Annotated in this window: 31 protein-coding genes; 5 read left to right on the top strand and 26 right to left on the bottom strand. The window is 53.1% G+C overall.

The window, feature by feature from the left end:
- Positions 1–50 precede the first annotated feature (50 nt).
- From rsfS to GQ51_RS10820, 8 genes are all read right to left on the bottom strand, one after another.
- A complete protein-coding gene (rsfS, locus tag GQ51_RS10785; RefSeq protein ID WP_047552821.1) occupies positions 51–443 on the bottom strand; it encodes a ribosome silencing factor in 393 nt (130 codons plus the stop codon).
- Positions 444–824 carry an aspartate 1-decarboxylase gene (gene panD / locus GQ51_RS10790; protein ID WP_047554150.1) on the bottom strand — a complete coding sequence of 127 codons (381 nt, stop codon included), beginning with the start codon at positions 822–824 and terminating at the stop codon, positions 444–446.
- Between the two features lie 187 nt (positions 825–1,011).
- The gene (gene panC / locus GQ51_RS10795; protein ID WP_047552824.1) at positions 1,012–1,869 is read right to left on the bottom strand and encodes a pantoate--beta-alanine ligase; all 858 of its coding nucleotides are present in this window, start codon (positions 1,867–1,869) and stop codon (positions 1,012–1,014) included.
- Between the two features lie 36 nt (positions 1,870–1,905).
- Complete coding sequence (panB, locus tag GQ51_RS10800; protein ID WP_047554152.1) at positions 1,906–2,715, bottom strand: 3-methyl-2-oxobutanoate hydroxymethyltransferase; 810 nt, start codon at positions 2,713–2,715, stop codon at positions 1,906–1,908.
- The gene (locus GQ51_RS10805; RefSeq protein ID WP_047552827.1) at positions 2,715–3,365 is read right to left on the bottom strand and encodes a deoxynucleoside kinase; all 651 of its coding nucleotides are present in this window, start codon (positions 3,363–3,365) and stop codon (positions 2,715–2,717) included. The genes panB and GQ51_RS10805 overlap by 1 nt, the downstream gene beginning before the upstream one ends.
- 9 nt (positions 3,366–3,374) lie before the next feature.
- A complete protein-coding gene (gene folK / locus GQ51_RS10810) occupies positions 3,375–3,899 on the bottom strand; it encodes a 2-amino-4-hydroxy-6-hydroxymethyldihydropteridine diphosphokinase (protein ID WP_052177813.1) in 525 nt (174 codons plus the stop codon).
- Entirely contained in the window at positions 3,899–5,341 is a 1,443-nt protein-coding gene (pcnB, locus tag GQ51_RS10815) for a polynucleotide adenylyltransferase PcnB (RefSeq protein WP_047552830.1), read from the bottom strand. The genes folK and pcnB overlap by 1 nt, the downstream gene beginning before the upstream one ends.
- A 68-nt stretch (positions 5,342–5,409) precedes the next feature.
- Positions 5,410–5,958: a cob(I)yrinic acid a,c-diamide adenosyltransferase gene (locus GQ51_RS10820; protein WP_047552833.1), complete on the bottom strand. Its 549-nt coding sequence runs from the start codon at positions 5,956–5,958 to the stop codon at positions 5,410–5,412.
- 73 nt (positions 5,959–6,031) lie between these two features.
- Here GQ51_RS10820 and murI point away from each other — a divergent pair, with 73 nt between their 5' ends.
- Positions 6,032–6,859, top strand: coding sequence for a glutamate racemase (murI, locus tag GQ51_RS10825; RefSeq protein ID WP_052177886.1), 828 nt, complete (start codon positions 6,032–6,034; stop codon positions 6,857–6,859).
- 49 nt (positions 6,860–6,908) lie between these two features.
- On the opposite strand, the gene GQ51_RS10830 is transcribed toward murI, so the two are convergent.
- Genes GQ51_RS10830 through GQ51_RS10840 form a run of 4 tightly spaced genes read right to left on the bottom strand, consistent with a single transcriptional unit; the run spans position 6,909 to position 8,560 of the window.
- Positions 6,909–7,097, bottom strand: coding sequence for a zinc-finger domain-containing protein (locus GQ51_RS10830; protein ID WP_047552836.1), 189 nt, complete (start codon positions 7,095–7,097; stop codon positions 6,909–6,911).
- 7 nt (positions 7,098–7,104) lie between these two features.
- The gene (locus GQ51_RS10835) at positions 7,105–7,395 is read right to left on the bottom strand and encodes a DUF2442 domain-containing protein (protein WP_235276211.1); all 291 of its coding nucleotides are present in this window, start codon (positions 7,393–7,395) and stop codon (positions 7,105–7,107) included.
- Complete coding sequence (locus tag GQ51_RS12365; protein WP_081987143.1) at positions 7,367–7,606, bottom strand: DUF4160 domain-containing protein; 240 nt, start codon at positions 7,604–7,606, stop codon at positions 7,367–7,369. Before GQ51_RS12365 ends, GQ51_RS10835 begins: the two co-directional genes overlap by 29 nt.
- 9 nt (positions 7,607–7,615) lie before the next feature.
- Positions 7,616–8,560, bottom strand: coding sequence for a branched-chain amino acid transaminase (locus GQ51_RS10840; RefSeq protein WP_200884420.1), 945 nt, complete (start codon positions 8,558–8,560; stop codon positions 7,616–7,618).
- Positions 8,561–8,728: 168 nt separating this feature from the next.
- Between GQ51_RS10840 and GQ51_RS10845 the strand changes: the two genes are divergently transcribed.
- Positions 8,729–9,310: an SCO family protein gene (locus tag GQ51_RS10845; protein ID WP_088178160.1), complete on the top strand. Its 582-nt coding sequence runs from the start codon at positions 8,729–8,731 to the stop codon at positions 9,308–9,310.
- Between the two features lie 52 nt (positions 9,311–9,362).
- Here the strand turns inward: GQ51_RS10845 and GQ51_RS10850 are convergent, their stop codons facing one another.
- The 7 genes from GQ51_RS10850 to lnt form a co-directional block, all read right to left on the bottom strand.
- The gene (locus GQ51_RS10850; RefSeq protein WP_047552845.1) at positions 9,363–9,698 is read right to left on the bottom strand and encodes a DUF805 domain-containing protein; all 336 of its coding nucleotides are present in this window, start codon (positions 9,696–9,698) and stop codon (positions 9,363–9,365) included.
- Positions 9,699–9,770: 72 nt separating this feature from the next.
- A complete protein-coding gene (locus GQ51_RS10855) occupies positions 9,771–10,478 on the bottom strand; it encodes a M48 family metallopeptidase (protein ID WP_047552848.1) in 708 nt (235 codons plus the stop codon).
- A complete protein-coding gene (locus tag GQ51_RS10860) occupies positions 10,475–11,182 on the bottom strand; it encodes a lysophospholipid acyltransferase family protein (RefSeq protein WP_047552852.1) in 708 nt (235 codons plus the stop codon). Before GQ51_RS10860 ends, GQ51_RS10855 begins: the two co-directional genes overlap by 4 nt.
- Before the next feature lie 11 nt (positions 11,183–11,193).
- Positions 11,194–11,733 (bottom strand): D-glycero-beta-D-manno-heptose 1,7-bisphosphate 7-phosphatase, encoded by a 540-nt coding sequence (gene gmhB / locus GQ51_RS10865; protein ID WP_047552856.1) that lies wholly within the window; start codon positions 11,731–11,733, stop codon positions 11,194–11,196.
- 82 nt (positions 11,734–11,815) lie between these two features.
- The gene (gene glyS / locus GQ51_RS10870; protein ID WP_047552859.1) at positions 11,816–13,927 is read right to left on the bottom strand and encodes a glycine--tRNA ligase subunit beta; all 2,112 of its coding nucleotides are present in this window, start codon (positions 13,925–13,927) and stop codon (positions 11,816–11,818) included.
- 112 nt (positions 13,928–14,039) lie between these two features.
- Positions 14,040–14,981: a glycine--tRNA ligase subunit alpha gene (gene glyQ / locus GQ51_RS10875; RefSeq protein ID WP_047552862.1), complete on the bottom strand. Its 942-nt coding sequence runs from the start codon at positions 14,979–14,981 to the stop codon at positions 14,040–14,042.
- A 92-nt stretch (positions 14,982–15,073) separates the two neighbouring features.
- Complete coding sequence (lnt, locus tag GQ51_RS10880) at positions 15,074–16,600, bottom strand: apolipoprotein N-acyltransferase (RefSeq protein ID WP_047552865.1); 1,527 nt, start codon at positions 16,598–16,600, stop codon at positions 15,074–15,076.
- A gap of 162 nt (positions 16,601–16,762) precedes the next feature.
- Here lnt and mscL point away from each other — a divergent pair, with 162 nt between their 5' ends.
- On the top strand, positions 16,763–17,185 hold the full coding sequence (gene mscL, locus GQ51_RS10885) for a large conductance mechanosensitive channel protein MscL (RefSeq protein WP_047552868.1): 423 nt from the start codon (positions 16,763–16,765) through the stop codon (positions 17,183–17,185).
- Between the two features lie 72 nt (positions 17,186–17,257).
- Here the strand turns inward: mscL and GQ51_RS10890 are convergent, their stop codons facing one another.
- The 6 genes from GQ51_RS10890 to miaB form a co-directional block, all read right to left on the bottom strand.
- Positions 17,258–17,644: a hypothetical protein gene (locus tag GQ51_RS10890; protein ID WP_047552870.1), complete on the bottom strand. Its 387-nt coding sequence runs from the start codon at positions 17,642–17,644 to the stop codon at positions 17,258–17,260.
- A 159-nt stretch (positions 17,645–17,803) separates the two neighbouring features.
- Positions 17,804–18,676, bottom strand: a complete 873-nt coding sequence (locus tag GQ51_RS10895; protein WP_047552873.1) for an HlyC/CorC family transporter — start codon at positions 18,674–18,676, stop codon at positions 17,804–17,806.
- Positions 18,677–19,123 (bottom strand): rRNA maturation RNase YbeY, encoded by a 447-nt coding sequence (gene ybeY, locus GQ51_RS10900; RefSeq protein WP_047552877.1) that lies wholly within the window; start codon positions 19,121–19,123, stop codon positions 18,677–18,679. It abuts the gene before it with no gap.
- Between the two features lie 5 nt (positions 19,124–19,128).
- Positions 19,129–19,557, bottom strand: coding sequence for a phosphate-starvation-inducible protein PsiE (locus GQ51_RS10905; RefSeq protein WP_047552879.1), 429 nt, complete (start codon positions 19,555–19,557; stop codon positions 19,129–19,131).
- Positions 19,558–19,585: 28 nt separating this feature from the next.
- The gene (locus GQ51_RS10910) at positions 19,586–20,533 is read right to left on the bottom strand and encodes a PhoH family protein (RefSeq protein WP_047552882.1); all 948 of its coding nucleotides are present in this window, start codon (positions 20,531–20,533) and stop codon (positions 19,586–19,588) included.
- Between the two features lie 12 nt (positions 20,534–20,545).
- Positions 20,546–21,889, bottom strand: a complete 1,344-nt coding sequence (gene miaB, locus GQ51_RS10915; RefSeq protein ID WP_047552884.1) for a tRNA (N6-isopentenyl adenosine(37)-C2)-methylthiotransferase MiaB — start codon at positions 21,887–21,889, stop codon at positions 20,546–20,548.
- A 111-nt stretch (positions 21,890–22,000) separates the two neighbouring features.
- On the opposite strand from miaB, the gene cysG reads away from it, so the two are divergent.
- Both cysG and GQ51_RS10925 read left to right on the top strand, forming a co-directional pair.
- Complete coding sequence (cysG, locus tag GQ51_RS10920) at positions 22,001–23,395, top strand: siroheme synthase CysG (RefSeq protein ID WP_047552887.1); 1,395 nt, start codon at positions 22,001–22,003, stop codon at positions 23,393–23,395.
- A gap of 74 nt (positions 23,396–23,469) precedes the next feature.
- Positions 23,470–24,423: a pentapeptide repeat-containing protein gene (locus GQ51_RS10925; protein ID WP_052177814.1), complete on the top strand. Its 954-nt coding sequence runs from the start codon at positions 23,470–23,472 to the stop codon at positions 24,421–24,423.
- Positions 24,424–24,444: 21 nt separating this feature from the next.
- Here the strand turns inward: GQ51_RS10925 and GQ51_RS10930 are convergent, their stop codons facing one another.
- The gene (locus GQ51_RS10930) at positions 24,445–25,719 is read right to left on the bottom strand and encodes an ATP-binding protein (RefSeq protein WP_047552891.1); all 1,275 of its coding nucleotides are present in this window, start codon (positions 25,717–25,719) and stop codon (positions 24,445–24,447) included.
- Positions 25,720–25,729: the final 10 nt, after the last annotated feature.

The raw sequence follows: 25,729 nt of genomic DNA on the forward strand, positions 1-25,729 counted from the left end.
AATGACGGATGCCGCGCTGAGCCAGTCAGTATCCGTCATGGCGGGAAGGATTATTCTTCTGCCTTGATGTGGCTGCGGCGGCTTTCTGCCTCGCCCCATAGCTGTTCCAGGTTGTAGTAGGCACGGGTAGCCGGCACCATGATATGCACGACGATGTCATCCAGGTCGACCAGAACCCATTCACCTTCTTTTTCGCCCTCCGTGCCGCGGATGGCAAAGCCTTTTTCCTTCAGCTTCTCGCGTACATTGTCGGCCACGGCTTTGGCCTGGCGGCTGGAGTTGGCAGAGGCCACAATCATGTAGTTGGTCATGCTGGTGAGTTTGCGCACATCCATCACGGTGATGTCGAAACCTTTGATGTCTTCAATAGCATCGATGACGGCGAGTTTCATAGCCTCCAGATGTTCGTTGTGGGGGGCTATGGTCTGTGTTGTTTGTGTCATTTATGCGGCCTGTGCGGGAATTGCGTTGCGTTGTGATTGTATGCGGTTGTGGTTGTCGACATACACCAGTTGCGGGCTGTATGTTTTTAGCTCAGCCTCGTCATAGTTGGCGAAGCTGGCGATAATGATAATGTCCTGCGGATGCGCCTTGTGTGCGGCCGCGCCATTCACCGAGATGATGCCGGAGTGGCGTTCGGCGCGGATGGCATACGTGGTAAAACGCTGGCCATTGGTTACGTTGTAAATACTGATTTGCTCGTATTCACAGATATTTGCTGCTTCCAGCAGCTCTTCGTCGATTGCACAGCTTCCCTCGTAGTGGAGCTCTGAGTGCGTAACATGTACGCGGTGCAATTTAGATTTAAGCATGATTCTTTGCATGTGCTTAACCATTTATGAAAAGGGAACGTATTATAGTCTTTTCAAACACTTATTCCAATTATTAATGAATTAATGCGTGCGCTCTGTATGGCAGTGCGATTGCGTGGCTCGCTGTTCGCTCTGACCCATTGCGTTAATGTGCCGTTACCCGGTTAGAAATGGAAATTGCCGAAAGGTTTAATTCAATTCAGGTTCGGGAGAACTCGATATTGTCTATCAGGCGCGTGCTGCCTATTTTTGCCGCCGCCAGTACAACAAGCCGGGTATCCTGTCCGGCTGCCGGCAACAGGGTATCGCTTGCGCGGACAGAAACATAGTCGGTTACCCAGCCTTTTTTATTTAACGCCTGTGCGGCAGCCTGTTCCAGCGCAGTAAAGTCCGTACTGCCTTGCTGGATGCTGTCGACTAATTTTCTGAGGCAGGCATTGAGCGCAGAGGCTGCGGATTTCTGCTCCGGCGTCAGGTAACCGTTGCGTGAGCTCATTGCCAGTCCGCTGGGTTCGCGTATCGTATCGCCCGCAACGATGCTGATCGGCAGGTTGAATTGCCTGACCAGTTCGCGAATGATAAATAACTGCTGGAAATCTTTTTTGCCGAATACGGCAATCTGCGGCATCACGATATTGAATAGCTTCATGACCACGGTTGCCACGCCGTCAAAATGACCAGGTCTGCTGGCGCCGCATAATTCTTTTGCAACCGGCGGCGAATTGATGGTCATGGACTGACCCAGGTCATGGCTTGCAGCATTGTAATCCGGATACATATCCTGGACCCCGGGTGCGAACACAATATCGGCACCGGCTGCTTCCAGTTTTTCGCAGTCGGCTTGCAGGGTGCGTGGGTAGTTTGCCAGGTCTTCATTGGCACCGAATTGCAGCGGATTGACGAAGATACTCACGACGACGCATGGCGCATGCTGCCTGGCAAGTGTCACCAGATGAATGTGCCCGGCATGCAGGTTGCCCATGGTAGGTACCAGTGCGATGCCGGGTCTGGATTTCAGCGCGTTTCTTAGTTCAGGTACGGTGTGAATGATCTGCATGGTATGGGCTGGCTTTTAGTGAGGCTCAGGATTTTTTTAATAGCTATGCTCGGCTGCCGGAAATGTTTTTTTCTTCACGGCCTGCACGTAATCTGCAATGGCCTGCTGGATGCTATCGCTTCCGGCCAGGAAATTCCTGGCAAAACGCGGTGCTTTGTAGTCGGCGGGGTTTTTGCCGGCAACGCCGGTGTAAATGCCCAGCAAGTCTTGAATGACTAATACCTGTCCGCTGCAATCAACGCCCGCACCAATGCCTATCGTGGGTGTTTTTATTGTTTCGGTGATGTGCCCGGCGAGGGCGGCAGGCATCATTTCAAACAAGATCATGCAGGCGCCTGCTGCGCTCATGTCGATGGCATCCTGCGTGATCTTTCTGGCACTTTCCTCGGTCTTGCCTTGAATCTTGTAGCCGCCAAGCTGCTGCACGGATTGCGGCGTGAAACCCAGATGCGCACACACCGGAATGCCCCGTTCAGCCAGGTAGCGCGTTGTTTCAACCAGTCCGCCACCTTCGATCTTCACGATGTCTGCCCCTGCATCCAAAAGCGCTTGGGCATTACGGCAGGCGTCTTCTTTGTCGTGTTCGTAGCTGCCGAATGGCATGTCAGTCATGATCAGTGTTTCCGGCGCGCCGGCGGCTACGCACCTGGTGTGGTAGATCATGTCCTGCATCGTGACCTGCAGCGTGTTTTCAGCGCCTTGCAGCACCATGCCGAGCGAGTCGCCTACCAGTAGCATGTCTACCCCGGCGGCGGCGCAGACTTTTGCAAAAGTAGCGTCGTAACAGGTGAGCATGGCAATTTTTTCGCCAGATGCTACTAATTGATCAAGTGTCTGTTTGCGCATCATTCTTCAAAATTCGGGTTAAAAAATTCACGCTGGCTTTTAATCTGATCAATGCGGCTGAGCAGTAAATCGAAAGCACTTTGATTTTTAAGTATATTGAGTTTCTCGTTATTCACAATCAGTACAGGTGAAGCATCGTAGCTATGGAAAAATTCACTGTAGGCATTTGCCAGGCGCTCTATATATTCACGCGGAATCTCCTGCTCGTAGCTGATGCTGCGCTCCTCGATGCGTTCCATCAGCGCGTCTATCGGCGTCTGCAGGTAAATGACCAGGTCAGGTTTCGGCGCTTTGATCTGCAGGTGCTGGTAGATCTGATGATATAAAGCATACTCTTCTTCATCCAGGTTCAGGCGTGCAAAAATGGGGTCTTTTTCTAAAAAGAAGTCAGCAACAATCGGTCTGGCAAACATGTCGCGCTGATTCAGGTCTTTGATCTGGTTGGCGCGCTGGAACAGAAAGAACAGCTGGGTAGGCAGGCTGTAGCGCTGGGCATCCTGGTAGAAGCGGGGCAGAAAAGGATTGGCCTCGGCTTTTTCCGACAGGTAATCGACAGGAAAGCGGTCGACCAGCATTTTTGCCAGCGTAGTTTTGCCGCTGCCGATCGGGCCTTCCACAACGATATAGGGATATTTGTTAAATATGCTCATGAGGTTTTTCTAGCCTGGGTTTGTAATACCTGGATTTGTAATACTTAGTTTTGTAATGTCTTTTGATAATTCAGGGCTGATTAACGATGCGATACTGCCATGGACAGGCATCGATAATTGCGGTGCGATTTCAAATAGAGGCAACAATACAAATCCCCTGGTATGCATTCTGGGATGCGGTAATGTGAGCTTATCACTTTTAATGACCATGTCATCAAACAGCAGCAGGTCGCAATCCAGTACGCGTGGCGCATTGACATAAGGACGCTCGCGCCCGGCTTCGTTCTCAATCGCATGCAGCGCGAGCAGCAGATCAGGTGCGGAGAGCTCAGTATGCACTTCGGCAACTGCGTTAATGAAATCCGGCACCTCGCTGCCTGCCTCGCTTGGGCAGTCAACAGGCGCAGTTCTGTATAAAGATGATTTTTTAACCAACCGTGTCTTTGGTAACCGGGCTAGCGCAGAAAATGCCTGTTCAACCTGGGCGGCAGGATTCTGCAGATTGCTTCCCAGTGCAATAAATGCCTGATGCATTATGCGGCTGCCGGGGTGTTGCTGCCGGGTTTTTTCGGTTTTCTTCTTTTGCGTTTTTTAGGCGCCGTGTCCGGTTGCAGCATTGCGGTGCGCGCTTCGCCTTCCGCTTCTGCGAAGTTGGTCCACCACTCTGCCAGTTCGGCAGGAACCTCTCCGGATTCGCTGCGCAGCAGCAGGAAGTCATAGCCGGCGCGGTAGCGCGGGTTGATCAGCAGGCCGAACGGGCGCTTGCCAGCACGCTGCTCAAACCGTGGCTGCAGTCCCCAGATTTCCTTCATGGCAGCAGTGTAACGGTTGTGTATCGCGAGCTTTTCTGCCTGCGTGGCAATCACATCGTTCATGGCCATATGCAGGGCAGGAATCGGCGGGTTGTTTTTTTTGTAGTTATTCCAGGCAGCCAATACTTCATGCCATAGCAATGTTGCAAATAAGAAGCTGGGGTTGGCAGATTTTCCGGACAGGATGCGGTCATCGGTATTCTTGAGCGCGAGCATGACAAAGCGTTCGCCCATCGGCTGCTCCAGCACTACATCCAGCATGGGTAACAGGCCATGATGCAAGTGCTGCTTGCGCAGCGCGGCGACGCTTTCGATCGCATGTCCGGACAGGAACAGTTTCAGCATTTCGTCGAACAGGCGGCTGGGCGGCACATCTTCGAGCAGTTCAGCCATTTTTGCGATGGGCGCTTTGGTGGCGGGGTCGATGTTAAGGCCGAGCTTGGCAGACAGGCGCACGACACGCAGCATGCGCACCGGGTCTTCCGCATAGCGCGTTTCAGCTTTGCCGATAATGCGCAGCACGCCGGCCTTGATGTCGGCGAAGCCGTGATGGAAGTCCAGCACTTCCTGGCTGCTCGGGTCGTAGTAAAGTGCATTGGCAGTAAAGTCGCGGCGCGTTGCATCTTCTTCCAGGCTGCCGAATACATTGTCGCGCGTGATGCGGCCCGATTCGTTGGTATGCGCATCCCCCTCAGACTGGTGATGGCCGCGGAAAGTGGAAACTTCAATCGTTTCATCGCCGAACAGTACGTGAACTAAACGGAAGCGTTTGCCGATGATGCGCGAGCGCCTGAAGATGCGGTTGACTTCTTCCGGCGTGGCATCCGTCGCTACGTCAAAGTCCTTGGGCTTGCGGTTCAGCAGCAGGTCGCGCACAGCGCCACCAACAATGTAGGCTTCAAACCCGGCTTTTTGCAGGCCGTCAATTGTTCTGAGTGCGGCGCTGCTCAGCAGGCTGCGATCTATCTGGTGTTTCTGGAATGGAATGATTTCCGCTTTGTCTCTATTGCCGCCGGCTTTTTTTGCGTTTTTCTTGATGCTTAATACCGGACGGCTTTTTTTGGACTGCTGTTTTCGAGCTTCAGAGGTGTGGTGTGTGGGTTTCTCGTGCTCAGTTTTTTTATTCCTGGGCTTGAAAATTTTATCTAGCAGTTTTCTGATCATGCGAAATTATAGCTTAAATTTAATTGTGAACTTAAATTCAGATTTCAACAAAACATGCAATTGCCGCGCTATTTGGCGGAGTGGTCCCAGAGTATATCGCTGACGCCCGCTTCTTTGTTAATGATGCGGCACATCACGAACAAAAGGTCGGACAGGCGATTCAGGTATTTTCTTGAGATCTCGGTGACGTCCTCGGCATGGTGCAGCTGCATGAGCTCACGTTCCGCACGGCGGCAGACCGTGCGTGCAAGATGGCAGTAAGCGGCAGCCTTGGTGCCGCCGGGCAGGATGAATTCTTTCAGCGGCAGCAGTTCGGCATTCAGCCGGTCAATCGCTTCTTCCAGGTCATCGATCCGAGCCTGTCTCAGCAGTACGTAGCCGGGAATCGACAGTTCGCCGCCTATATTGAACAGGTCGTGCTGGATCTGGGTTAGCGAGGTTCTGACAGTGGCGGGAATGTTCTCGGTCAGCACCATGCCGATTACGGAGTTCAGTTCATCTACGTCGCCCATGGTCTTGACGCGCTGGCTGTCTTTGCCGATGCGGCTGCCGTCACCTAAGCCGGTAGTGCCGTCATCACCCGTGCGCGTGTATATTTTACTCAGTCTGTTTCCCATAAGCTCACCTTCAAAATCCTTTATAATCCTTCGCATTGTAACTGATGATGCCTTTGCCATGACCGATCAAACCATGACGCTGGAAATTAAAAATACCCCGATCAAGCCTGCCATTCCGGCCAATGCGCCGATTGGCGTGTTTGATTCCGGTGTTGGCGGCATCTCGGTATTGCAGCATATTCACGCCCTGCTGCCGTATGAGCACCTGCTATATGTGGCAGATAGCCGATATGCGCCCTATGGCGGCAAGACTCCTCAAGAAATCCAGTCCCGGTGTTTTGAGATTACGGATTTTTTGATCGCAAAAGGCGCCAAAGCGATCGTGGTGGCCTGCAACACCGCTACCGCTGCTGCGATTGACCGCATGCGTGCAAAATATTCGCTGCCTATCATTGGCATGGAGCCAGCCGTGAAACCTGCGGCGGCAGCCTCGAAAAATGGCGTAATAGGCGTGCTGGCTACAGTCGGTACCTTGAAAAGCGCACAATTCGCAGGTTTGCTTGAAAGTTATGGACGTAACGTGAAAGTGGTGACGCAGGGCTGCACCGGCCTGGTCGAATGCATCGAGCGCGGCGAATTGGCTGACGAAGCCACGCGGAACCTGCTTCAGAAATATTGCAAACCGCTGCTGGATGAAGGTGCCGATACCATCGTGCTGGGCTGCACCCACTATCCGTTCGTGGCGCCGCTGATCACGCAGGTGGTCGGCGAGGGTGTGGCGCTGATTGATACCGGTGCTGCGGTGGCCAAACAATTGCAAAAACGGTTATCCGCACTTGATCTGCTGGCATGGCCGGACCAGGCTGGTAAGGTCAGGTTCTGGACCAACAGCCCATCGGCAAACGCCAAGCCTGTCATTGAGGCGTTGTGGGGTGGTGATGCAGAGGTGCTGGCGTTCTAGAAGTGTTTTGAGCTGATGGCTCCTGAGCTATGCCAGCGGCAGTCATGCCTTAGTGATGGCCTGCTGTTTCGCCTTCTTTTAACTTGTATTGCGTGCCGCAGTAGGGGCAGGCTGCATGGCCGGATTCTGCCAGATCCAGAAATACGCGCGGGTGCGATGCCCAAAGCTCAACCTGTTTGGTCGGGCAGTGCAGGGGAAGGTCTTTGGCTGTTACTTCGATTTCTTGAGTGTTTGACATAATAAATTTAGTGCTTTTTAATTTTTGAAATCAGCGGGAATAAACCAGGGTTGCGAATTGACGCTAATGATAAATCAATATCCAGGCCTGGCCAGTAGAGATGATTTTCACTTGGGCGTTCAACAAGCGTAATTTGTTCAATGGTTGCTGTTTTAAACCAAGGGAAATCAGCGTAGGTTAAGAACAGTTCCTCATCTTCAATTAGAATCCAGAACCCAAGTTTGGATACAAGGGAAACTTCAATCTGATTTGCGCCACCTGTTAAAGAGTCAGTTTTCGAAATGTTCATACCAAGCATTGAGTATCTCCTCACTATGATGTTGAACTAATAGTAACGCTTCGCTGATTTGCTTGCTAGTTAGCCCTTGGTTGATTGCAAGTTCAATTGCTGGTTTTAGCCAGAATTTAGCTTCACCATTTGCATGCGTTACGTGAATGTGGATTCGAGATTCTTCTCGCGAAAAGAAAAAGAAACGAAAACCACCTTCACGAAATACTGTTGGTGACATGGTTTAAAATTAAACCAGAGTCAGCCAATCTGCATGTTTGGCTGACCTGCCGTGTACTACATCAAAGTACAGTTTCTGTAACTGTTTGGTGATCGGGCCGGCTGTGCCTTCGCCGATGCTGCGGCGGTCAAGTTCACGGATCGGTGTCACCTCTGCGGCGGTACCGGTGAAGAATGCTTCATCGGCACTATATACTTCATCGCGGGTGATGCGTTTTTCGATGATCTCAAGGCCGCTTTCTTTCGCCAGCTGCACGATCGTGTCGCGTGTGATGCCTTCCAGCGCGGCGGTCAGATCAGGGGTGTATAGCTTGCCGTTGCGTACGATAAATACGTTTTCGCCTGAACCTTCAGCCACAAAGCCGTCTACATCCAGTAATAGCGCTTCCTCGTAGCCATCTTGTGCCGCTTCCTGGTGCGCCAGGATGCTGTTCATGTAGTTGCCGTTAGCCTTGGCTTTACACATGGTCACGTTCACATGGTGACGCGAGAATGATGAGGTTTTAACGCGGATACCGTGATCCAGCGCTTCCTGTCCCATATATGCGCCCCATTTCCATGCGGCCACGATCACGTGGGTAGAGAGTGTTTTGGCAGAAATACCCATTGCTTCAGCGCCGTAGAACGCCATTGGGCGCAGGTAGGCTGACTCAAGGTTGTTGTCACGTACTGCGGCCAATTGCGCCTCTGAAATCTCTTCTTTGCTGTAAGGCATTTTCATACCGAGGATGTGCGCGGAGCGGAACAGCCTGTCCGTATGGTCTTTCAAGCGGAAAATAGCGGTGCCCTTGTCGGTTTTGTATGCGCGGACGCCTTCAAACACGCCCATGCCGTAGTGCAGGGTGTGTGTTAAAACGTGGGTGGTGGCATCGCGCCAGTTCACCATTTTTCCGTCATACCAGATTACGCCGTCGCGGTCTGCCATACCGCCAGATGTTACTGCAGGGTTTGCCATGCTATATCCTTAAAATGCTTGAAATAATGCAAAAGCATTATTGTAAACGACAGCGAGTTTACTTTGCAGTAATTTATGCGGATTGCGCACAATTTTTTATTGCAAGGTGTTGAATTTATTGTGCATGGTAGAATCAATGCAATTACATTCATGATGGTAAATTTAATGATGAAAACCAGATATTTCTTGATGGCGCTGTTAATGCTTGCGCTTGCCGCCTGTAAACCAGCCGGTGAGCATAACCGGTTTTCGGCGACCGATGTCAGCGGCGCCGATTTTGCACAGGCACTCAGTCTGACTGACCATACCGGAAAACTGCGTACGCTGGCAGATTTCAAAGGTAAGGTCGTGGCCGTATTCTTCGGCTATACCCATTGCCCGGATGTGTGCCCGACCACGATGGCGGATATGAAGCAGACCATGAAACTGCTGGGCGCGCGCAGCGACGAGTTACAGGTGCTGTTCGTCACATTGGATCCGGCGCGCGATACGCAGGCCGTGCTGGCGCAGTATGTGCCCAGTTTTGATAAACGCTTTATCGGCCTGTATGGCACTCAGGACGAGATTGCCAAGGCGACGGCCGATTTCAAGATATTTGCTTCCAAAGTAGAAAACAGCGGCAAGAGCGGCTACACCATAGACCATAGTGCCGGTCTTTACCTATATGATAAAACCGGAAAGATCAGGTTGTACGTGGCTTACGGGGAAAAGCCGGCAGTCATTGCCGCGGATATTGAGAAGCTGCTTTAGGTGATATATCGATAGTCAAAAGGGGCGCTGGCCCCTTTTCTGTTTTTAATGATTAATTTGCGGGTGGTTCGCCATACTGGTTGGCCGCTGCATCGCCATCCTGTACCAATAAATAAATCATGTATATCCAGCCGAGTATGGGGATGATCCATATCAGCTGAAACCAGCCGCTTTTGTTGATGTCATGCAGGCGGCGCGCGCCTACTGCAAGCGCTGGCAGTAATGTTGCCAGGGCAAATATGCCTGGCAGCATGTCGCTCACGATACCTAATACCAGGCTGGCCAGGAAAAGAAAAAGCTCAAACCACCAATATTCCGACCTTTTAGCGCGGCCATTGAAGTCCGCATATTTCTGAAAACAGATTTGAATCGATTCTTGAAATGTCATTTTTATTGTTCCCCTGAAAATTGTTGTGGTGAGCAATATACTAGCATGCAAAATATTTCAGGCAGCATTCATTTACATGACATGCAGTTTTGGCGACCATGCCTTGAGCTCTTTTTCTGCGGCTTTGTAATCAGGGTAAATGCTGGCGACCACCGCCCAGAACCTGGCTGAGTGGTTCATTTCTTTCAGGTGTGCAAGTTCATGGCAGACCACATAGTTGATCAGGTGCGGAGGCGCTTGCAGCAAGCGCCAGTTGAGCCGGATTTCCTGCTTTGAATTGCAGCTGCCCCAGCGCGTGCGGGCATTGGAAATCAATAATTTAGGCAGTGCCACCCCCAGCCTGGCCGAAAAGATTTCCAGCCGCCTGGCAAAGTCCGTGAGCGCCTGTTTCCTGTACCATTGCAGCACCTTGCGCGAGACGGCTGACTGGTCATCATGGTTGGGCATTGCCAATGCCAGCTGCCCCGGCTGGTGACTGACCGCCCTGGAGCGCACATCATGGCTCAGCGCCAGTGTGACGGGATTGCCCAGCAGCAGTAACTGCTCGCCGTTCAGCCATTGCAGCGCCGGTATTTTGCTTTCATGACGCGCGTTGAGTTTTTTCTGTATCCAGTCCGCTTTTTGGGAAATCAGGCTTTCCAGCAGCGTGAGTGAGATGCGTACCGGGGCGTGCACGACCAGGCCATCGGCTGTGATCTTCAGACCCACGGTTCTGCGCTGGCGCCGCTCCAGACGGTAGTGCAGTTGGGCGCCGGATGGCAGCATCAGCGTATGGCTCATGCGTCAAGCACTGCCATTTCAGATTCGATCCATTGCTCTACCTGCTGATTCAATACATCGGCCTTTACGCCCGCAGCCTGAATCGGCTTGCCGATATGGATGTGAATGGTGCCGGGTTTTTTGATGAAAGTATTTTTTGCCCAGTATCTGCCTGCATTGTGCGCTACCGGCACTACCTGGGTTTTGGTATGCGTGGCAAGCCATGCGCCGCCGATCAGGTATTTGCCTTTTTCGCCGGGGGCTATGCGTGTGCCTTCAGGAAAGATGACGACCCACAGGCCGCTTTTAAGCCTTGCTGCCCCGTTTTCCACGAGTTTCTTCAAGGCTTCGCGCCCCGCGCTGCGGTCGATTGCAATAGGTGAAGACATTGCCAGGCCCCAGCCGAATATGGGAATCCACAGCAGTTCGCGTTTCAGCACATAAACCTGGGTCGGGAATATTGCCTGGAAAGCCAGGGTTTCCCATGCTGACTGGTGTTTGCTTAAGATAATGCTCGGGGATTGCGGCAGGTTTTCAAGCCCGGTGACCTCATGGCGGATGCCGCAGGTGATGCGCAGCCACCAGATCATGCTGCGTGCCCAGCCGGAAATCAGCACGTTGCGGGTGACCGGGTTGAGCGGTAACGCAATCAAGGCAATCAGCGTGAATATCGGGGCCGTGATGACCTGCCCGAGGAAAAACAGGCTTGAGCGTATAAATAACATAAAGGTTTGGATCAGCTTACGGAAATAATCGTTTGCACAGCCTCGCTTAAATCCGCGCAGACTATGATGTTCTCGGGCAGGCCGCCTTCGGCAAGCGTACGTTCGCCTTTGCCGGTGCGCACCAGTATCGTCTGGCAGCCAGCATTGGAAAAAGCCTGCAGGTCACGCAAGGCATCACCCACTGCATATACGCGCTCCAGCTCTACAGAAAAGCGTTTGGCGATCTCTTTGATCATGCCGGTTTTGGGCTTACGGCAATCGCAGTTGTCATCGGCCGAATGCGGGCAGTAGAACACGGCGTCTATGCGGCCGCCGACAGTCGCAAGTTCGCGCAGCATTTTGTCGTGGATGCTATTGAGTGTAGCCATGTCAAACAGGCCGCGGCTGACGCCAGACTGGTTGGTGGCGATTGCAACCCGGTAACCGGACTGGTTCAGCAGGGCAATGGCTTCTAGGCTACCGGGAATCGGAATCCACTCGCTGGGATTCTTGATGAAGTTGGCGCTGTCTTCGTTAATCACGCCATCCCTGTCTAAAATAACCAGTTTCATTTTTCTACTCCGTCATTCCGTGCGCGGCACTGAATCCAGTGGCTTTGACGGTATGTTTAAAATGACGCATGCAGCATTTCCTTTAACTTGCCAGCTTAGACAGATCCGCTACGCGGTTCATGGCCTGGTGCAATGTGGCGAGCAAGCCCAGGCGGTTAGCTTTGAGTGCCGGGTTGTCGGCATTCACCATCACATTGTCAAAAAAGTCATCGACCGGTGCTTTCAGTGCCGCCAGCGCCTTGAGCGACGCGGTGTAATCACCGTTTTCAAACAGTGTATCAGCTTCCGGTTTCACTTTGCCCAAAGCTGCATTCAGTGCGATTTCGGCTGGCTCCTGCAGCAGGCTTGCATTCACTTGCGCCTGCACTTCGCCTTCGGCTTTTTTCAGTATGTTGCTGACACGTTTATTGGCCGCTGCAAGTGCCGGCGCTTCAGCCAGCTCGGCAAAAGTACGTACGGCGGTCAGGCGCTGCGGAATCTCGCTCAGCAGCGCCGGTTCAAGCGACAGCACCGCGTCGACTTCCTGTGGGGTTGCGCCGTTCTCGCGCAGGCTGACGCTTAAACGGTCAAAGCAGAAGTCTTTGATTGCGGCGATGGTGGCTGTGCTCTCGGTAGTCTGATGGTCAAATGCTGACAGTACGCTCTTGATAAGCGCTGTAAAAGGCAATGGCAGTTTGTTTTCGATCAGCATGCGGATGATGCCTAATGCCTGGCGGCGGAGTGCGAATGGGTCCTTGTCTCCGGTCGGTTTCTCACCGATGCTGAACAGGCCAACCAGCGTTTCGAGTTTGTCTGCCAGCGCAACGGCAATGCCAACAGCATTGCGCGGCAGGTCGTCACCGGCAAAGCGTGGTTTGTAGTGATCTTCAATCGCAAAAGCCACATCGTTATCCAAGCCCTCATGCTGTGCATAGTAGCGCCCCATGATGCCTTGCAGTTCAGGGAACTCACCTACCATGTCGGTAATCAGGTCGGTTTTTGCCAGCTGGGCAGCCAAACCTGATTTTGCAGCCAGGTCAACACCGCCAAGCTGCTTGCCGATGGCAATGGCAATGGCAGTCACACGCTCGGTGCGCTGGCCTTGTGAGCCTAGTTTGTTGTGGTAAACCACTTTGTCCAGGCTGGTGATGCGTGATTCCAGAGACTTTTTGCGGTCCTGGTCAAAGAAGAACTTGGCATCGGCAAGCCTTGGGCGCACCACGCGTTCGTTACCGCCTATCACCGCAGACGGGTCTGCCGGATTGATGTTGGAAACGATCAGGAACTTATTGGTCAGTTTGCCGTGAGTGTCCAGCAGCGGGAAATACTTCTGGTTCGCTTTCATGGTCAGGATCAGGCATTCCTGCGGCACTTCTAAATAGATTTCTTCAAACTGGCCCAGCAGCACATTCGGGCGTTCTACTAGCGCAGTGACTTCATCCAGCAGCGCATCGTCTTCAATCGGTTTCAGGTTCTGCCCGGCTGCTGCTGCGTTTAATTGGCGCTCGATTTCAGCGCGGCGTTCAGCAAAGCCCGCAATCACTGCACCTTCGGTTTCAAGCTGCTGTGCATAGCTGTCAGCGTTCTTGATGGTAACAATCGGGCTTGCCGCTTCAAAGCGGTGACCTTGCGTCTGATTGCCTGCAACTAAGCCAAGCGCGCTGATTGCAACGACATCGCTGCCATGCAAAGCCAGCAGGCTGTGCGCAGGGCGCACGAAGTTCACGCTGCTCCAGCCGTCAGCCAGCTGGTAGGTCATGACTTTAGGAATCGGTAAGTTGGAAATGGCAACTTCCACAGCATTTTGCAAACCATTTTGTAATGTTGCACCTGTTTGCGTGATGGCAATGAATAAAGCTTCGTTTTTACCGTCCATCTGCCTTGTCAGCTGCGCAACTGCATTTTCACTCAGGCCCATGCCGTTCAGGCGCTTGAGCAAAGCGGGGGTGGCGTTGCCGTCTGCATCCAGGCCTACGCTTACCGGCATCAGTTTCTGTGAAATCTGCTTATCGGCAGCCTGGGAAGCGACTGCAGTGATATGTGCTGCAAGGCGGCGCGGTGATGCAAAAGATGTTGTTGCCGAATCCACGGCAGTCAGGCCTTGGGCTTTTAGTGTGTCAAACAGCGTGCTGCTGAAAGCTTCGCCCAGCTTTTTCAGGGCTTTTGGCGGCAGTTCTTCTACGAATAGTTCAACAAGTAAGTTTTTATATGACATTTTCTAGTCCAGTGGTCGAATAGGTTTCCAGCAAATCCCCGCGCGTTGCGCGCCCCCTTTGCCAAAGGGGGCTGGGGGGATTTTGTAAGCAGTGGCAACTCTACGATTTTATTTAAGCAGCTTTTTTATCTTTTTCCAGCTTTTCTTTATTCAGTTTTTCCAGCACTTCATCTGCCCAGTTTTTAGGCGCCATCGGGAAGCCAAGCCGGGCGCGGCTGTCCAGGTAGCTGGCGGCAACAGAACGTGCCAGGTTACGGATGCGGCCAATGTAGCCGGCGCGCTCGGTGACCGAGATCGCACCGCGTGCATCCAGCAGGTTGAAAGTGTGCGCCGCTTTTAAAACCTGCTCGTAAGCCGGTAATGCCAATTGGCTTTCCATCAGGTGTTTAGCCTGCTTTTCGTGTGCGTTGAAAGCGGTAAACAGAAAGTCTGCATCCGAGTGTTCAAAGTTGTAGGCGCTCTGCTCCTGTTCGTTCTGCAGGTACACATCGCCATAGCTCAGGCCTTCAGTCCATTTAAGGTTGTAAACATTGTCCACACCTTGCAGGTACATGGCCAGGCGCTCGAGGCCGTAAGTGATCTCACCGGTGATCGGTTTGCAGTCTATGCCGCCAACCTGCTGGAAGTAAGTGAATTGCGTCACTTCCATGCCGTTTAGCCAGACTTCCCAGCCCAGGCCCCATGCGCCCAGTGTCGGGTTTTCCCAGTCATCTTCTACAAAGCGGATGTCATTCTTTTTCAGGTCAAAGCCCAGTGCTTCCAGTGAGCCCAGATACAATTCAAGAATATCAGCCGGGGCTGGCTTGAGTACTACCTGGAACTGGTAGTAATGCTGTAAACGGTTCGGGTTCTCGCCATAGCGGCCATCTTTAGGACGGCGGCTGGGTTGTACATAAGCCGCTTTCCATGGTTCAGGGCCTAATGAACGTAAAAATGTCGCCGTGTGCGAGGTGCCTGCGCCGACTTCCATGTCATACGGTTGCAGCAAGGCGCAGCCTTTGTCGCTCCAGTATTTTTGCAGGGTGAGAATGATCTCTTGAAATGTCAAAGCCATGATTATTTGGTAGATGTTGGCAAAAAATGCAATTTTACTTTGTTTTGTCGTCTAACAATAGGGTTTTGCCGTCTAGCAATAGGCTTTACTGATCAACATGAACTGCGGGTAAGCCTGTTGCGTCTCCATAGCAGGATAATGGTGAGCAGGCTGAATGCTATAAACGGCCAATTGCCCCAGCGCACATAAGGCGTGGTGCCGGTGTAGCCTTGCACGGTGCCATCAAGTGTAGTCTGCACGAAGTGCGGTGCGTGGGCAATCATGTGGCCTTTATGGTCGATGATGGCAGTGGCGCCGGTGTTGGTCGCGCGCAGCATCATGCGGCCGGTTTCCAGGGCCCGTGCCTGCGAGAACTGCATATGCTGCTCTGCGGCATAGGAGTCGCCATACCATGCGTCATTGCTGACATTCACGAGCAGCGTTGCCGATGGTAGCTGGCGAATGATTTCTTCGCCGAACACATCTTCGTAGCAGATATTGACGGCCACTTTCTCGCCGGCGACCTGCATAGGCTGCTGATGAGTACTGCCGCGCGACAGGTCGCTTAGCGGCATGTGCAGCCAGTCACGGTAAATCCAGCCAAACATCAGCTTGAACGGGATGAATTCTCCAAACGGTACCAGGTGCGATTTGCGGTAAACAGCAGTTTCTGCGGTGCCGAAACTTAAAACACTGTTGAAATACTCGCCGTTTTCGCGTTCTACCATGCCTACCAGAATATCGCCTCTATTCTTGATCGCGTGCTGTTTCATACGCATGATCATCTCCGGCGGCATGTTGCTGGATAGAACCGGCATGGCTGTTTCCGGCATGATAATGAGCCTGGATGCGCTTTGTTCCGCCATGTCCAGGTATTGATGCAATGTGCGCTCTGCAATTTCCGGCGCCCATTTGATGGTCTGGTCTATATTGCCCTGTAGCAGGCTTACGCTGAGCGGTTCGCTGCTTGGCGTCGACCATTCAACCAGCTTCAGCAGCCCGCCGGCAACCATGATGACCAGCAGTGCGCCTGCCGCACCGCGCCGGCGGGAAGCCGCCAGGTTTTTTGCCGTGAATGTGCTGATCAGGCTGGCAGTCAGCACGGTGATCAGCGAAACGCCATAAACGCCGACTAATGGCACATAGCCTGCCAGCGGGCTATGCGGGAGCTGGCTGTAGCCGATCGTGAGCCATGGGAATCCGGTAAAGATCCAGCTCCTGATCCAGTCAGCCAATGCCCAGAATACCGGCACCGCAATCAGCAGTGCGTGTTTCCGGTTGGCTGAAATATGTTTGCTCAGCGCCCCGGTCGCAGCGGGAAACAGTGACAGGAATGCAGCCAGCAGGAATGTGGATAACCCCGCCATGATGCCGGGCATGCCGCCGTAGGTATGAAGGCTGATATAGATCCAGTATATTCCTGTGCCGAACAGGCCCAGGCCATACATGAACCCAATGATGGCAGCCTGTTTTGCCGTCCCGCACGTGCGCCAGAGGTAAATCAAACCGACGAGCGAAGCGATGCTGGCCGGGTAAACGTAGAACGGGGCAAACCCGAGTACGCTCAGGGCGCCCAATGCGGCTGGTAAAAGGGTATTGCCCAATCGGGCATATGGCTGGTTTTTAGTGAGTATCGGCATGGCCTGAATTGTAGCTTGATATGGCTGTTGATAACAAAAAAGGCTGTATGTTCAGATCTGGAATGCTTAATTTGTTTATTTGATTGACATCATCGGCGCATAGCTCCTATATTTAAGTTGCAAGTAAAATAAGCTGATAACTAAATATGAAAAGGAGTGTTTATGAGTATTGCATCCGAATTTAAAGCGTTCGCCCTGCGCGGCAATGTAATGGACCTGGCGGTGGGCGTCATCATCGGCGCGGCGTTCGGCAAGATTGTTGATTCACTGGTGGGGGACATCATCATGCCATTGGTCGGCAAGATCATCGGCAGCGTGGATTTCACCAATATGTTCGTGGCACTGGCGCCGATCCCGGAAGGCAACGCCGGCACCTATGCCGCGCTGAAGGCGGCTGGCGTCCCCATGCTGGCTTACGGCAATTTTCTTACGATCCTGATCAATTTCATTATCCTGGCTTTTGTCATTTTCATGCTGGTGAAGCAGATGAACCGCCTGAAAAAAGCAGAACCTGCACCGCCGCCTGCGCCAACCGCTGAAGATGTGCTGCTGCTGCGTGAAATTCGCGATGCGCTGAAGAAATAAATATCAAGGCTGAACAAAAAAAGGGTCAAATGACCCTTTTTTTGTTTTTAACATGGGTGTTTGCTGATCAGGCTATTGATTGGGAACCTGGTACTGCTGCCCGTTTTCAGCGCCTTCAGCCCCGTCGTTGTTCATGAATGCCACCATGACCACTTTGTCGTTGATAAAGTCGAGTTCGGTGGTTTCATAGTAACTGCCGTCAGCCGCGGTGTTGATGAAATGGTATTGCCAGATCGAGGCTACGATCTTGCCTGTGGTTTTGACTTTGACATCATCTGCTTTTGCCGGCTCGCCGAACTGGGCGATGATCTGTTCTTTTGTGAACTTGTTGATCGCGCTAACAAAGTCATGTTCAAGCGTTGGAATCTCAGTGTTGTTGCCCGGTATTTCTTCTGCAATCGCAGCCTGTATGAAACAAGCCTGTAACAAGCCTAGAAACAAGTACGCCAGATATTTCATCGCATGCTCCAATCCAGTGAATAGAAAGATCTAAATAGATGAATTTATTACTTTCTATTGAGCATGCCGTCGGCTATTAAGTTCCCGTCACTCTGCTGCCCGGGTCCGGCGAGGACTTATGCTGGCCTGGTGTCTGCCAGCCTTTGGCCAGGGGGCCGGTTATTGATGGTCGTCTTCGTCCGCCTGGGGCAGGATTTCCACCAGTATGCTGTGCAGGCGGCGGCTATCTGCGCGCAACACTTTTACATGCAGGCCATCAAAAGTGATTTCATCGTTGCGTTTGGGCAAGTGGCCGAATTGATTGACTACCAGCCCGCCTATCGTTGAGAACTCCTCATCGCTGAATGCGGTGCCGAGAATCTCGTTGAAGTCCGCAATTTCAGTCAGCGCCTTAACGCGATACTGGCCATCGGCATTCTGGATGATGTTGTCTTCATCTTCGTCGTAGTCGTATTCATCCTCGATATCGCCGACGATCTGTTCCAGCACGTCTTCAATCGTCACCATGCCGGCTACGCCGCCGTATTCGTCTACGACTATCGCAATATGGTTGCGGTTGCTGCGGAACTCTTTCAGCAGCACATTGAGCCGTTTGGCTTCCGGGATGAATACTGCCGGGCGCAGCATGTCGCGTATTTCAAATTCTTCGCCTGCGTAGTAGCGCAGCAGGTCTTTTGCCAGCAATATGCCGATGACATCGTTTTTATCGTCCTCAATCACCGGAAAGCGCGAGTGCGCGGTTTCGATGACATGGGGAATGAATACTTCCGGAGGATCCGTGATGTCGATCACATCCATCTGTGAGCGCGGAATCATGATGTCGCGTACCTGCATTTCACTGACTTGCAGTACGCCTTCAATCATGGCGAGCGAGTCTGCATCCATCAGGTTATGTTCATAGGCGCTATGCAGCAGTGCTACGAGTTGTTCGCGGTCTTCAGGTTCGCGCAGTAAAAAGTGACTTAAGCGTTCCAGCAAGCTTGGCTTGTTGTTGGGTTTAGGGTTGCTGGGTTTTTCCGAGTCGGCAGCCATTTAGGCACCCTCTGTAATGAGATAAGGCGAAGCATACCCTAATTTTGTGACAATTGCAGTCTCCAGGCCTTCCATCAGCTCGGCCTGGGCGTCTGTTTCATGGTCATAGCCATGCAGATGCAGGATGCCGTGCACGGTCAGGTGCGCATAGTGCGCCAGCAGGTCTTTATGCTGCTCTTTAGCCTCTTTGGCAACGACCGGGGCGCAGATGATAATGTCACCCATCAGGTAAGGTTCTTCGGTCAGGGGGAATGTCAGCACATTGGTCGCATAGTCTTTGCCGCGATATGTGCGGTTAAGCTCACGGCCTTCCGCTTCATCAACGATTCGGATCGTAACCTCGGTGTCTACCCTGAGCGCGGCTTTCGCCCACTTGCGGAACTGGGCGGGTGACGGCAGCTTGTTTTCGCTGCTTGCAAGCTGGATGCTGGCTTGTAGTTTAGGCATGATATCTATTGGTCGGTTCTGGATTGCAGGTCTGAGCCATCGGTGTAAGGAAAGCGCACGTGTCCGTAGCGCACGATCAGGATCGATATGGAAATCAGCAGGATAGAGCCTGACAGGGCGAACATGGTCATGGCGTCAAGCTCCTTGATGTCCAGTACCAGGAAACGCGCCAATGCGATAATCCCGATATATAGCGGATACCTTACCGGCAGCGTGCCTGCGCTCAGGTAGTGGTTGAGCATGGTCATGACTTCCAGGTACAGGAACAGCAGCAGAATGTCGCCGACGGTAATGGTGCGCGCCTGCCAGATGTGGCCTACAGCCTGAAACACGGCAAACACGGTCGCAAGCCCGATAATAATCAGTACCGACTGCTCGACAACGCCCAGAACACGCTGCATTACCTTGCTGAATCTGAATCTTTCAGGAGACATTTTGCTATCCTAAATAAAAAGTTTATTGTTAATCCTTGTGGTTCTGCTCATAGTTCTCATACGCATTGACGATCTTCTGCACCAGGGGATGACGCACGACATCGCCCGACAGGAAGTGTGTCATGGCAATGCCCTTGATGTCTTTCAATACCTTCTGCGCTTCTACCAGGCCGCTCTTCTGGTGGCGCTGCAAATCAACCTGCGTTACGTCACCGGTAATCACGGCCTTGGTGCCGAAGCCGATGCGGGTCAGGAACATTTTCATCTGTTCAGGCGTTGTGTTCTGCGCTTCGTCCAGGATAATGAAGCTCTGGTTCAGCGTGCGGCCACGCATATAGGCCAGCGGGGCGACTTCAATCGCGCCGCGTTCGAACATCTTGTTGACGGTGTCGTAACCTGCCAGGTCATAGAGTGCATCATACAAGGGGCGCAGGTAAGGGTCTACTTTCTGGTTTAAATCCCCGGGTAAAAAACCTAAACGCTCGCCGGCTTCAACCGCCGGGCGCACCAGTACGATGCGCTTGACGCGGTCACGCGTCATGGCGTCTACTGCGCTGGCAACGGCCAGATAGGTCTTACCGGTACCGGCAGGGCCGATGCCGAAGGTGATGTCGTGATCCTGAATCTGCTGCAGGTAGGCAACTTGCCTGGGCGTGCGGCCATGCAGGTCGCCGCGGCGCGTCATCAATACCGGCATGGCGCTGGTGGTGACATCTTCAGGCTTGAGCTTGTCGATTTCCACCAGGCCTAATTGAATGTCTTCCAGCTCAATCGGTTTTTTTGCGCGGATGTAGAAGTTCTCGATCAGCTGTGCCGCCAGGCGCGTGTTATCCTGCTTGCCGCTGATGCTGAAAGTGCCGCCGCGGCGGTTGATGTTGACCTCCAGCGCAGTTTCGATCTGCTTGATGTTTTCATCCAGCGTGCCGCACAGGTTGGCAAGGCGGGCGTTGTCTTCGGGTTGTAGTGTGAATTCCATGATGCAATGACCTTAAATTATTTCACCCGCTAAACGTCTCGGGTTGCTCGTATCAGTAATGCGTACCTGCACAAATTGATGTATCAGGCTGGCAGCGCCTGCAATATCCACCACACGGCCATTATCGGTTTTGCCGGCCAGCAGTGTGTTGTCTTTCCAGGACGGGCCTTCAATCAGCACGCGCTGCACGCTACCCAGCATCGCTTCGGAGATGGCCTTGGCCTGTGCCTCGTTAATGGCCTGCAACCTGTTCAGGCGCTCAAGTTTTACCTGCTCCGGCGTGTCGTCATTGAGGAACGAGGCTGGCGTGCCCGGACGCGGGCTATACAGGAAGCTGAAGCTTGCATCAAAGCCGACATCGGTCATCAGTCTGGCGGTCGCTTCAAAATCCGCTTCTGTTTCACCGGGAAAGCCGACAATGAAGTCCGAGGTGAATGTCAGGTTGGGGTTTGCCGCACGCAGCTTGCGGATGATGGATTTGTATTGCAGCGTGGTGTAGTTGCGTTTCATGGCCATCAGTACGCGGTCACTGCCGGCCTGCACCGGCAGGTGAAGCTGGGCGGCTAATTTGGGCACTGAGGCAAAACAGGCTATCAGGCGCTCATTCATCTCGTTAGGGTGGCTGGTCGTGAAGCGGATGCGTTCTATCTGTGGGATCTCGGCAATGGTTTCTATCAGCATGGCCAGGTCGGCTTCAACACCTTCGTATTCGGTGCGGTAGGCATTGACGTTCTGGCCGAGCAGGGTGATTTCCTTGATACCTTGTTCTGCCAGCTGCACGGCTTCGGTCAGGATGTCGGCAAAAGGGCGCGAAACCTCTTCGCCGCGGGTATAGGGGACTACGCAAAAACTGCAGTATTTGCTGCAGCCTTCCATAATGCTTAAAAATGCTGATGCGCCTTCTACACGGGGCGGCGGCAGATGGTCGAACTTTTCAACCTCTGGAAAGCTGATATCTACCTGTGATTTGCCGCTGGACTGGCTGTTCTTGATCATGTCCGGCAGGCGATGCAGTGTCTGCGGCCCGAATACAATGTCCACATACGGTGCGCGCTTGATGATGTTGTCGCCCTCCTGCGAGGCGACGCAGCCGCCTACACCGATGACCAGGTCGGGGTTCTTCTCCTTGAGGGGGATGAAACGGCCGAGGTGGCTGTAGACTTTATCTTCCGCTTTTTCACGTACCGAGCAGGTATTGAGCAGGATGACATCGGCATCTTCCGGGGTCAGTGTTTCCACCATGCCATCCGAAGATGACAGCATATCGGCCATGCGCGATGAATCGTATTCATTCATCTGGCAGCCAAATGTCTTGATGAAAACCTTTTTAGGGGCGGGTTTTTTAGGAGTGTTCAAAGTCTTAACCAGCGTGCAAAACGTAATTTTAGCGCATTTGGACAATCGCCTCACGCAAAGTTGCTTCGTGCAGGGTAAAATATCCACAAACATTTCTTGAAGCAGCTCAATATGCAGGCATTACCCATTTTTTTCAATATCAGCAATCGCTTATGCGTTGTGATCGGGGGCGGGGATGTGGCAACCCGCAAGGTTGCCATGCTGCTTAAGGCGAATGCTGCCGTTACGCTGGTTGCGCCGCAAGTCTGCCCTGAGTTGCAGGCACTGGCCGATGCAGGCCGGATAAAGCTGATGCGCGGTTCTTATGCCGCCGCTCAGCTTGAGGGCGCGTGCATGGTAGTAGCCGCTACTGACGACGAAGCTGTGAATGAAGCGGTTTCACGTGATGCCAAGACACTGAATATTCCCGTCAACGTGGTGGATGCACCGCATTTATGCACCTTTACCATGGGCTCCATCATTGATCGCAGCCCGGTTGTGATCGCGGTATCAAGCGAGGGCAATGCGCCGGTGCTGGCGCGCTATATCCGCACCAGGATCGAGACTATGCTGCCAGCAGGCTACGGGCGTATCGCCGGTATCGCCGGTGAGTTCAGGGATAAGGTGAAAGCGAAGTTCGCCAGCACGCAGGAACGCCGCCGCTTCTGGGAAGACGTTTTTCAGGGGCCAATGGTGGAGCGGGTGCTGGCCGGGCAGGAGCAGGCTGCGCGCGACCTGCTGCAAAGCCTGCTCGACGGGCAGGATGCGTCTGCCAATAAGGGCGAAGTGTTTCTGGTCGGTGCCGGGCCAGGCGATCCGGACTTGCTCACCTTCCGTGCTTTGCGCCTGATGCAGCAGTGCGACGTCTGTGTTTATGACAAACTTGTGAGCCCGGAAGTGATGGAGCTGGTGCGCCGCGATGCCGAGCTGGTGTATGTGGGCAAGGCGCGCGATCAGCACACCATGCCGCAGGAAGAAATCAATGAACTGCTCGCCAGGCTGGCTTTGCAGGGCAAGCGCGTATTGCGCCTCAAAGGCGGCGATCCTTTCATTTTCGGCCGCGGCGGTGAAGAGATCGAAACCCTGATGCAGCATGGGGTGCCGTTTCAGGTCGTGCCCGGGATTACGGCGGCGAATGGCGTTTCCAGTTATGCGGGCATTCCGTTGACGCATCGCGATTATTCGCAGGCATGCCTGTTCATCACCGGGCATCTCAAAGACGGCACGCTGGATCTGGACTGGACGTCAATGGCGCGACCCAGGCAGACTGTGGTGATTTACATGGGCTTGGTTGGCCTGGCGCAAATCTGTGAAAAACTGATCGAGCATGGGGTGTCGCCCGATATGCCGGCGGCTGTGGTGCAGCAAGGCACAACGCAAAGGCAGCGCGTGGTGACCGCAACATTGCATGACCTGGCGCAGAAGGTGGCAGAAGCCGACATCAAGGCGCCATGTCTGACGATTATCGGTGAAGTTGTGCATCTGCGCGACAAATTGAATTGGTTTGAGCCCGGTACCGCTGCCTGATTGACCTTTTGGCATAAGGTGTTGTCTCACTTATCAGGTTATTCAGGAAATCTTCATAAACCAAGGAGCTTGAGATGAAGCGTGTTCAGGCGGCATTGGCCGCGGTAATGTTTCTGCTTTTGCAATCGGCCTATGCCGGTGAGTTTGACGATCACTGCGCAGCCGGACTTGCGGGTGGCATGTTAATTAAAACCAAATGTGAAATTAATACGGTGCTTGCGGGTAAGACTTATTGTTTTGCAAGTGAGGAATCCAGGCAGGCGTTTTTAGGGCACCCGGACGAGATGATGAAACAGGCGGCTGAGTTTTATGCTAAAAACCCAGAACCAGTGCGTGAAAAGATCAGCCAGGCCGACGCTTTGATGCAAATCAGGAGCCAGGCCTGCGACTTATCCAATAAGGATGCCGGTTACCTGGAGTTCGATGGCATGGACCTGCGTCACTGCAATATGGTGAATACCAGTTTCTTTGGCGCATACTTACGCGGTGCAAATTTAAGTGGCGCTAATCTGGAGCGCGCCTATCTGAATCTTGCCCGTCTGGAGAATGCCGATTTAAGCCATGCCAATCTTAAAGATGCGATCATATTCCAGGCGATCTTCGATAAAACCAACTTCAAAGGTGCAAACCTGAGCAATGCGCGGGTCATCGGCACGCTAGGCAATGTCGATATGAGCGAAGCCAATATCGTAAAAGGCCGCTTCGGACTGGATATCGGTAATCAGCCGATGGGGGCGATGCGATTTGATGCGGTCGGCGGAAATTTCTCGAATACTAATTTTGAAGGTGCCGATATCAATCGTAACAATGTACGTTTCGGTAATTTCCGCAATGCCAATCTGCGCAATACCAATTTGTTCCGGGCGGATTTCAGCAAGGCTGATCTTACCGGAGCCGATATCACCGGGGCGGATTTAAATGAAGCCGTGCTTGATGGCACCATCATGACCGGGGTAAAAGGCATTGAAGCCATCAAAGGGTATGACCGCAGCAAAGGTGAGTGCGTGGATTGCAAAGTCGCACCCTGAGGAGGAGTCTTTGTGCTGGAATCACGCGTTCTTGATAGGGATGCTTAACCTGGCTTCCAGACCGCCTTCCGGACGGTTAAGCAGTTCAAGCGTGCCTTGGTGCAGCTTTGCGATGCGCTCCGCAATGGCGAGCCCCAGACCGCTGCCGCCTACATTGCTGCGTGCTTTGTCGAGGCGTTCGAACGGGCGTAAAAGCTTTTTCAGGTGCGTTTCCGGGATGCCGGGGCCGTTGTCAAATACGCTGATAATGATGTTATCGGCCTGAATCTCACTTGCGACACGTACCTGACCGCCGCCATAGGCGTAGGCATTGCCTACCAGGTTATCCAGCAGGCGCTGCATTGCCAGCGGTTTGATAGGTACGGCGTACGTGGGCGAGAGTTGTATCACTAAATCACGTCCCGCCCTGGCCTGGCGGTCATGCAGCGCTTGCAGCAGGGTGTTGATGTCGACCATCTGCGTGTGCTCGCCTTCAGCACCGCGAACAAAGTCCAGGAATTGATTGATGATGTTATCCATATCGGAAATGTCTTCAATCATGCCATGCTTGAGGTAGCTGCATTGCTGGTCCGGCAGCATTTCTACAGCCAGGCGCAGCCGTGCCAGGGGGGTGCGGATGTCATGCGACACCCCTGCCAGTATCAGGGTTCTTTCGGCATCAAGTTCTGCCAGTGAATCCGCCATTTTGTTGAAAGTGCTGCTTACGGCGCGCAGCTCCGTCACGCTGTCTTCTGGCAGTTTCTCCGGCTGTTCACCGTTACGCAGCCGATTGGCTGCCTTTACCAGCAAGTTCAGTGGCCTGTTGATGCGGGCGGCGAGCAAGTAACCGCCGGCGAGCGACAGGCCCAGTACCAATGCACCCCAGCCCAGCCACTGCCAGGGGAAGGGGCGTTCTACATGGATGCGTGGAATGACCACCCAGAAGTCATCCTGGCCGATACCGAAGCTGACCCAGAGTCCTTCAATGCCGTAGTGTTTCACGGTAATAATCGTTTCTGCACCCAGACGCTCACGGATTTTTTCCGCCACCAGTTTAATGAACGGGTCATCCGGCAGCGGCTCGATTTCTTCCATAAAGTCTGCGTAGTAAATACGCACGCCTTCTTTGCCGGTAAGCTCTGACAGCAAGGCAAGCCGCAGGTTTTCCTGTGAGGCGATGAGCGAGGCGCGGGTGTAGTTGACCACCGTCACCGCCTGCAAGGCGGTTGCTTCGGCACGCGGTTCGCGTTCGAAGTATTCAAAAATCTTTAGCGACGCGAATTGTCCTACCGCCAGTAAAACGGCGATAAGCAGCATGATTCTAGCA

This window comes from Methylotenera sp. G11, assembly GCF_000799735.1.
In the GTDB taxonomy this organism is placed as follows: domain Bacteria; phylum Pseudomonadota; class Gammaproteobacteria; order Burkholderiales; family Methylophilaceae; genus Methylotenera.

What these genes read in the sequence shown, in the direction of transcription:
- GQ51_RS10895 (WP_047552873.1), bottom strand. Translation starts at nt 18,676, where the DNA reads ATGGCTGCCGACTCGGAAAAACCCAGCAACCCTAAACCCAACAACAAG.
- GQ51_RS10845 (WP_088178160.1), top strand. Translation starts at nt 8,729, where the DNA reads ATGAAAACCAGATATTTCTTGATGGCGCTGTTAATGCTTGCGCTTGCC.
- GQ51_RS10855 (WP_047552848.1), bottom strand. Translation starts at nt 10,478, where the DNA reads ATGAGCCATACGCTGATGCTGCCATCCGGCGCCCAACTGCACTACCGT.
- murI (WP_052177886.1), top strand. Translation starts at nt 6,032, where the DNA reads ATGACGCTGGAAATTAAAAATACCCCGATCAAGCCTGCCATTCCGGCC.
- GQ51_RS10805 (WP_047552827.1), bottom strand. Translation starts at nt 3,365, where the DNA reads ATGAGCATATTTAACAAATATCCCTATATCGTTGTGGAAGGCCCGATC.
- GQ51_RS10850 (WP_047552845.1), bottom strand. Translation starts at nt 9,698, where the DNA reads ATGACATTTCAAGAATCGATTCAAATCTGTTTTCAGAAATATGCGGAC.
- GQ51_RS10890 (WP_047552870.1), bottom strand. Translation starts at nt 17,644, where the DNA reads ATGAAATATCTGGCGTACTTGTTTCTAGGCTTGTTACAGGCTTGTTTC.
- glyQ (WP_047552862.1), bottom strand. Translation starts at nt 14,981, where the DNA reads ATGGCTTTGACATTTCAAGAGATCATTCTCACCCTGCAAAAATACTGG.
- glyS (WP_047552859.1), bottom strand. Translation starts at nt 13,927, where the DNA reads ATGTCATATAAAAACTTACTTGTTGAACTATTCGTAGAAGAACTGCCG.
- GQ51_RS10840 (WP_200884420.1), bottom strand. Translation starts at nt 8,560, where the DNA reads ATGGCAAACCCTGCAGTAACATCTGGCGGTATGGCAGACCGCGACGGC.
- rsfS (WP_047552821.1), bottom strand. Translation starts at nt 443, where the DNA reads ATGACACAAACAACACAGACCATAGCCCCCCACAACGAACATCTGGAG.
- folK (WP_052177813.1), bottom strand. Translation starts at nt 3,899, where the DNA reads ATGCATCAGGCATTTATTGCACTGGGAAGCAATCTGCAGAATCCTGCC.
- GQ51_RS10925 (WP_052177814.1), top strand. Translation starts at nt 23,470, where the DNA reads ATGAAGCGTGTTCAGGCGGCATTGGCCGCGGTAATGTTTCTGCTTTTG.
- GQ51_RS10910 (WP_047552882.1), bottom strand. Translation starts at nt 20,533, where the DNA reads ATGGAATTCACACTACAACCCGAAGACAACGCCCGCCTTGCCAACCTG.
- GQ51_RS10835 (WP_235276211.1), bottom strand. Translation starts at nt 7,395, where the DNA reads ATGCTTGGTATGAACATTTCGAAAACTGACTCTTTAACAGGTGGCGCA.
- GQ51_RS10830 (WP_047552836.1), bottom strand. Translation starts at nt 7,097, where the DNA reads ATGTCAAACACTCAAGAAATCGAAGTAACAGCCAAAGACCTTCCCCTG.
- gmhB (WP_047552856.1), bottom strand. Translation starts at nt 11,733, where the DNA reads ATGAAACTGGTTATTTTAGACAGGGATGGCGTGATTAACGAAGACAGC.
- panB (WP_047554152.1), bottom strand. Translation starts at nt 2,715, where the DNA reads ATGCGCAAACAGACACTTGATCAATTAGTAGCATCTGGCGAAAAAATT.
- GQ51_RS10930 (WP_047552891.1), bottom strand. Translation starts at nt 25,719, where the DNA reads ATGCTGCTTATCGCCGTTTTACTGGCGGTAGGACAATTCGCGTCGCTA.
- panC (WP_047552824.1), bottom strand. Translation starts at nt 1,869, where the DNA reads ATGCAGATCATTCACACCGTACCTGAACTAAGAAACGCGCTGAAATCC.
- GQ51_RS10905 (WP_047552879.1), bottom strand. Translation starts at nt 19,557, where the DNA reads ATGTCTCCTGAAAGATTCAGATTCAGCAAGGTAATGCAGCGTGTTCTG.
- ybeY (WP_047552877.1), bottom strand. Translation starts at nt 19,123, where the DNA reads ATGCCTAAACTACAAGCCAGCATCCAGCTTGCAAGCAGCGAAAACAAG.
- pcnB (WP_047552830.1), bottom strand. Translation starts at nt 5,341, where the DNA reads ATGATCAGAAAACTGCTAGATAAAATTTTCAAGCCCAGGAATAAAAAA.
- lnt (WP_047552865.1), bottom strand. Translation starts at nt 16,600, where the DNA reads ATGCCGATACTCACTAAAAACCAGCCATATGCCCGATTGGGCAATACC.
- GQ51_RS10860 (WP_047552852.1), bottom strand. Translation starts at nt 11,182, where the DNA reads ATGTTATTTATACGCTCAAGCCTGTTTTTCCTCGGGCAGGTCATCACG.
- mscL (WP_047552868.1), top strand. Translation starts at nt 16,763, where the DNA reads ATGAGTATTGCATCCGAATTTAAAGCGTTCGCCCTGCGCGGCAATGTA.
- GQ51_RS12365 (WP_081987143.1), bottom strand. Translation starts at nt 7,606, where the DNA reads ATGTCACCAACAGTATTTCGTGAAGGTGGTTTTCGTTTCTTTTTCTTT.
- GQ51_RS10820 (WP_047552833.1), bottom strand. Translation starts at nt 5,958, where the DNA reads ATGGGAAACAGACTGAGTAAAATATACACGCGCACGGGTGATGACGGC.
- panD (WP_047554150.1), bottom strand. Translation starts at nt 824, where the DNA reads ATGCAAAGAATCATGCTTAAATCTAAATTGCACCGCGTACATGTTACG.
- cysG (WP_047552887.1), top strand. Translation starts at nt 22,001, where the DNA reads ATGCAGGCATTACCCATTTTTTTCAATATCAGCAATCGCTTATGCGTT.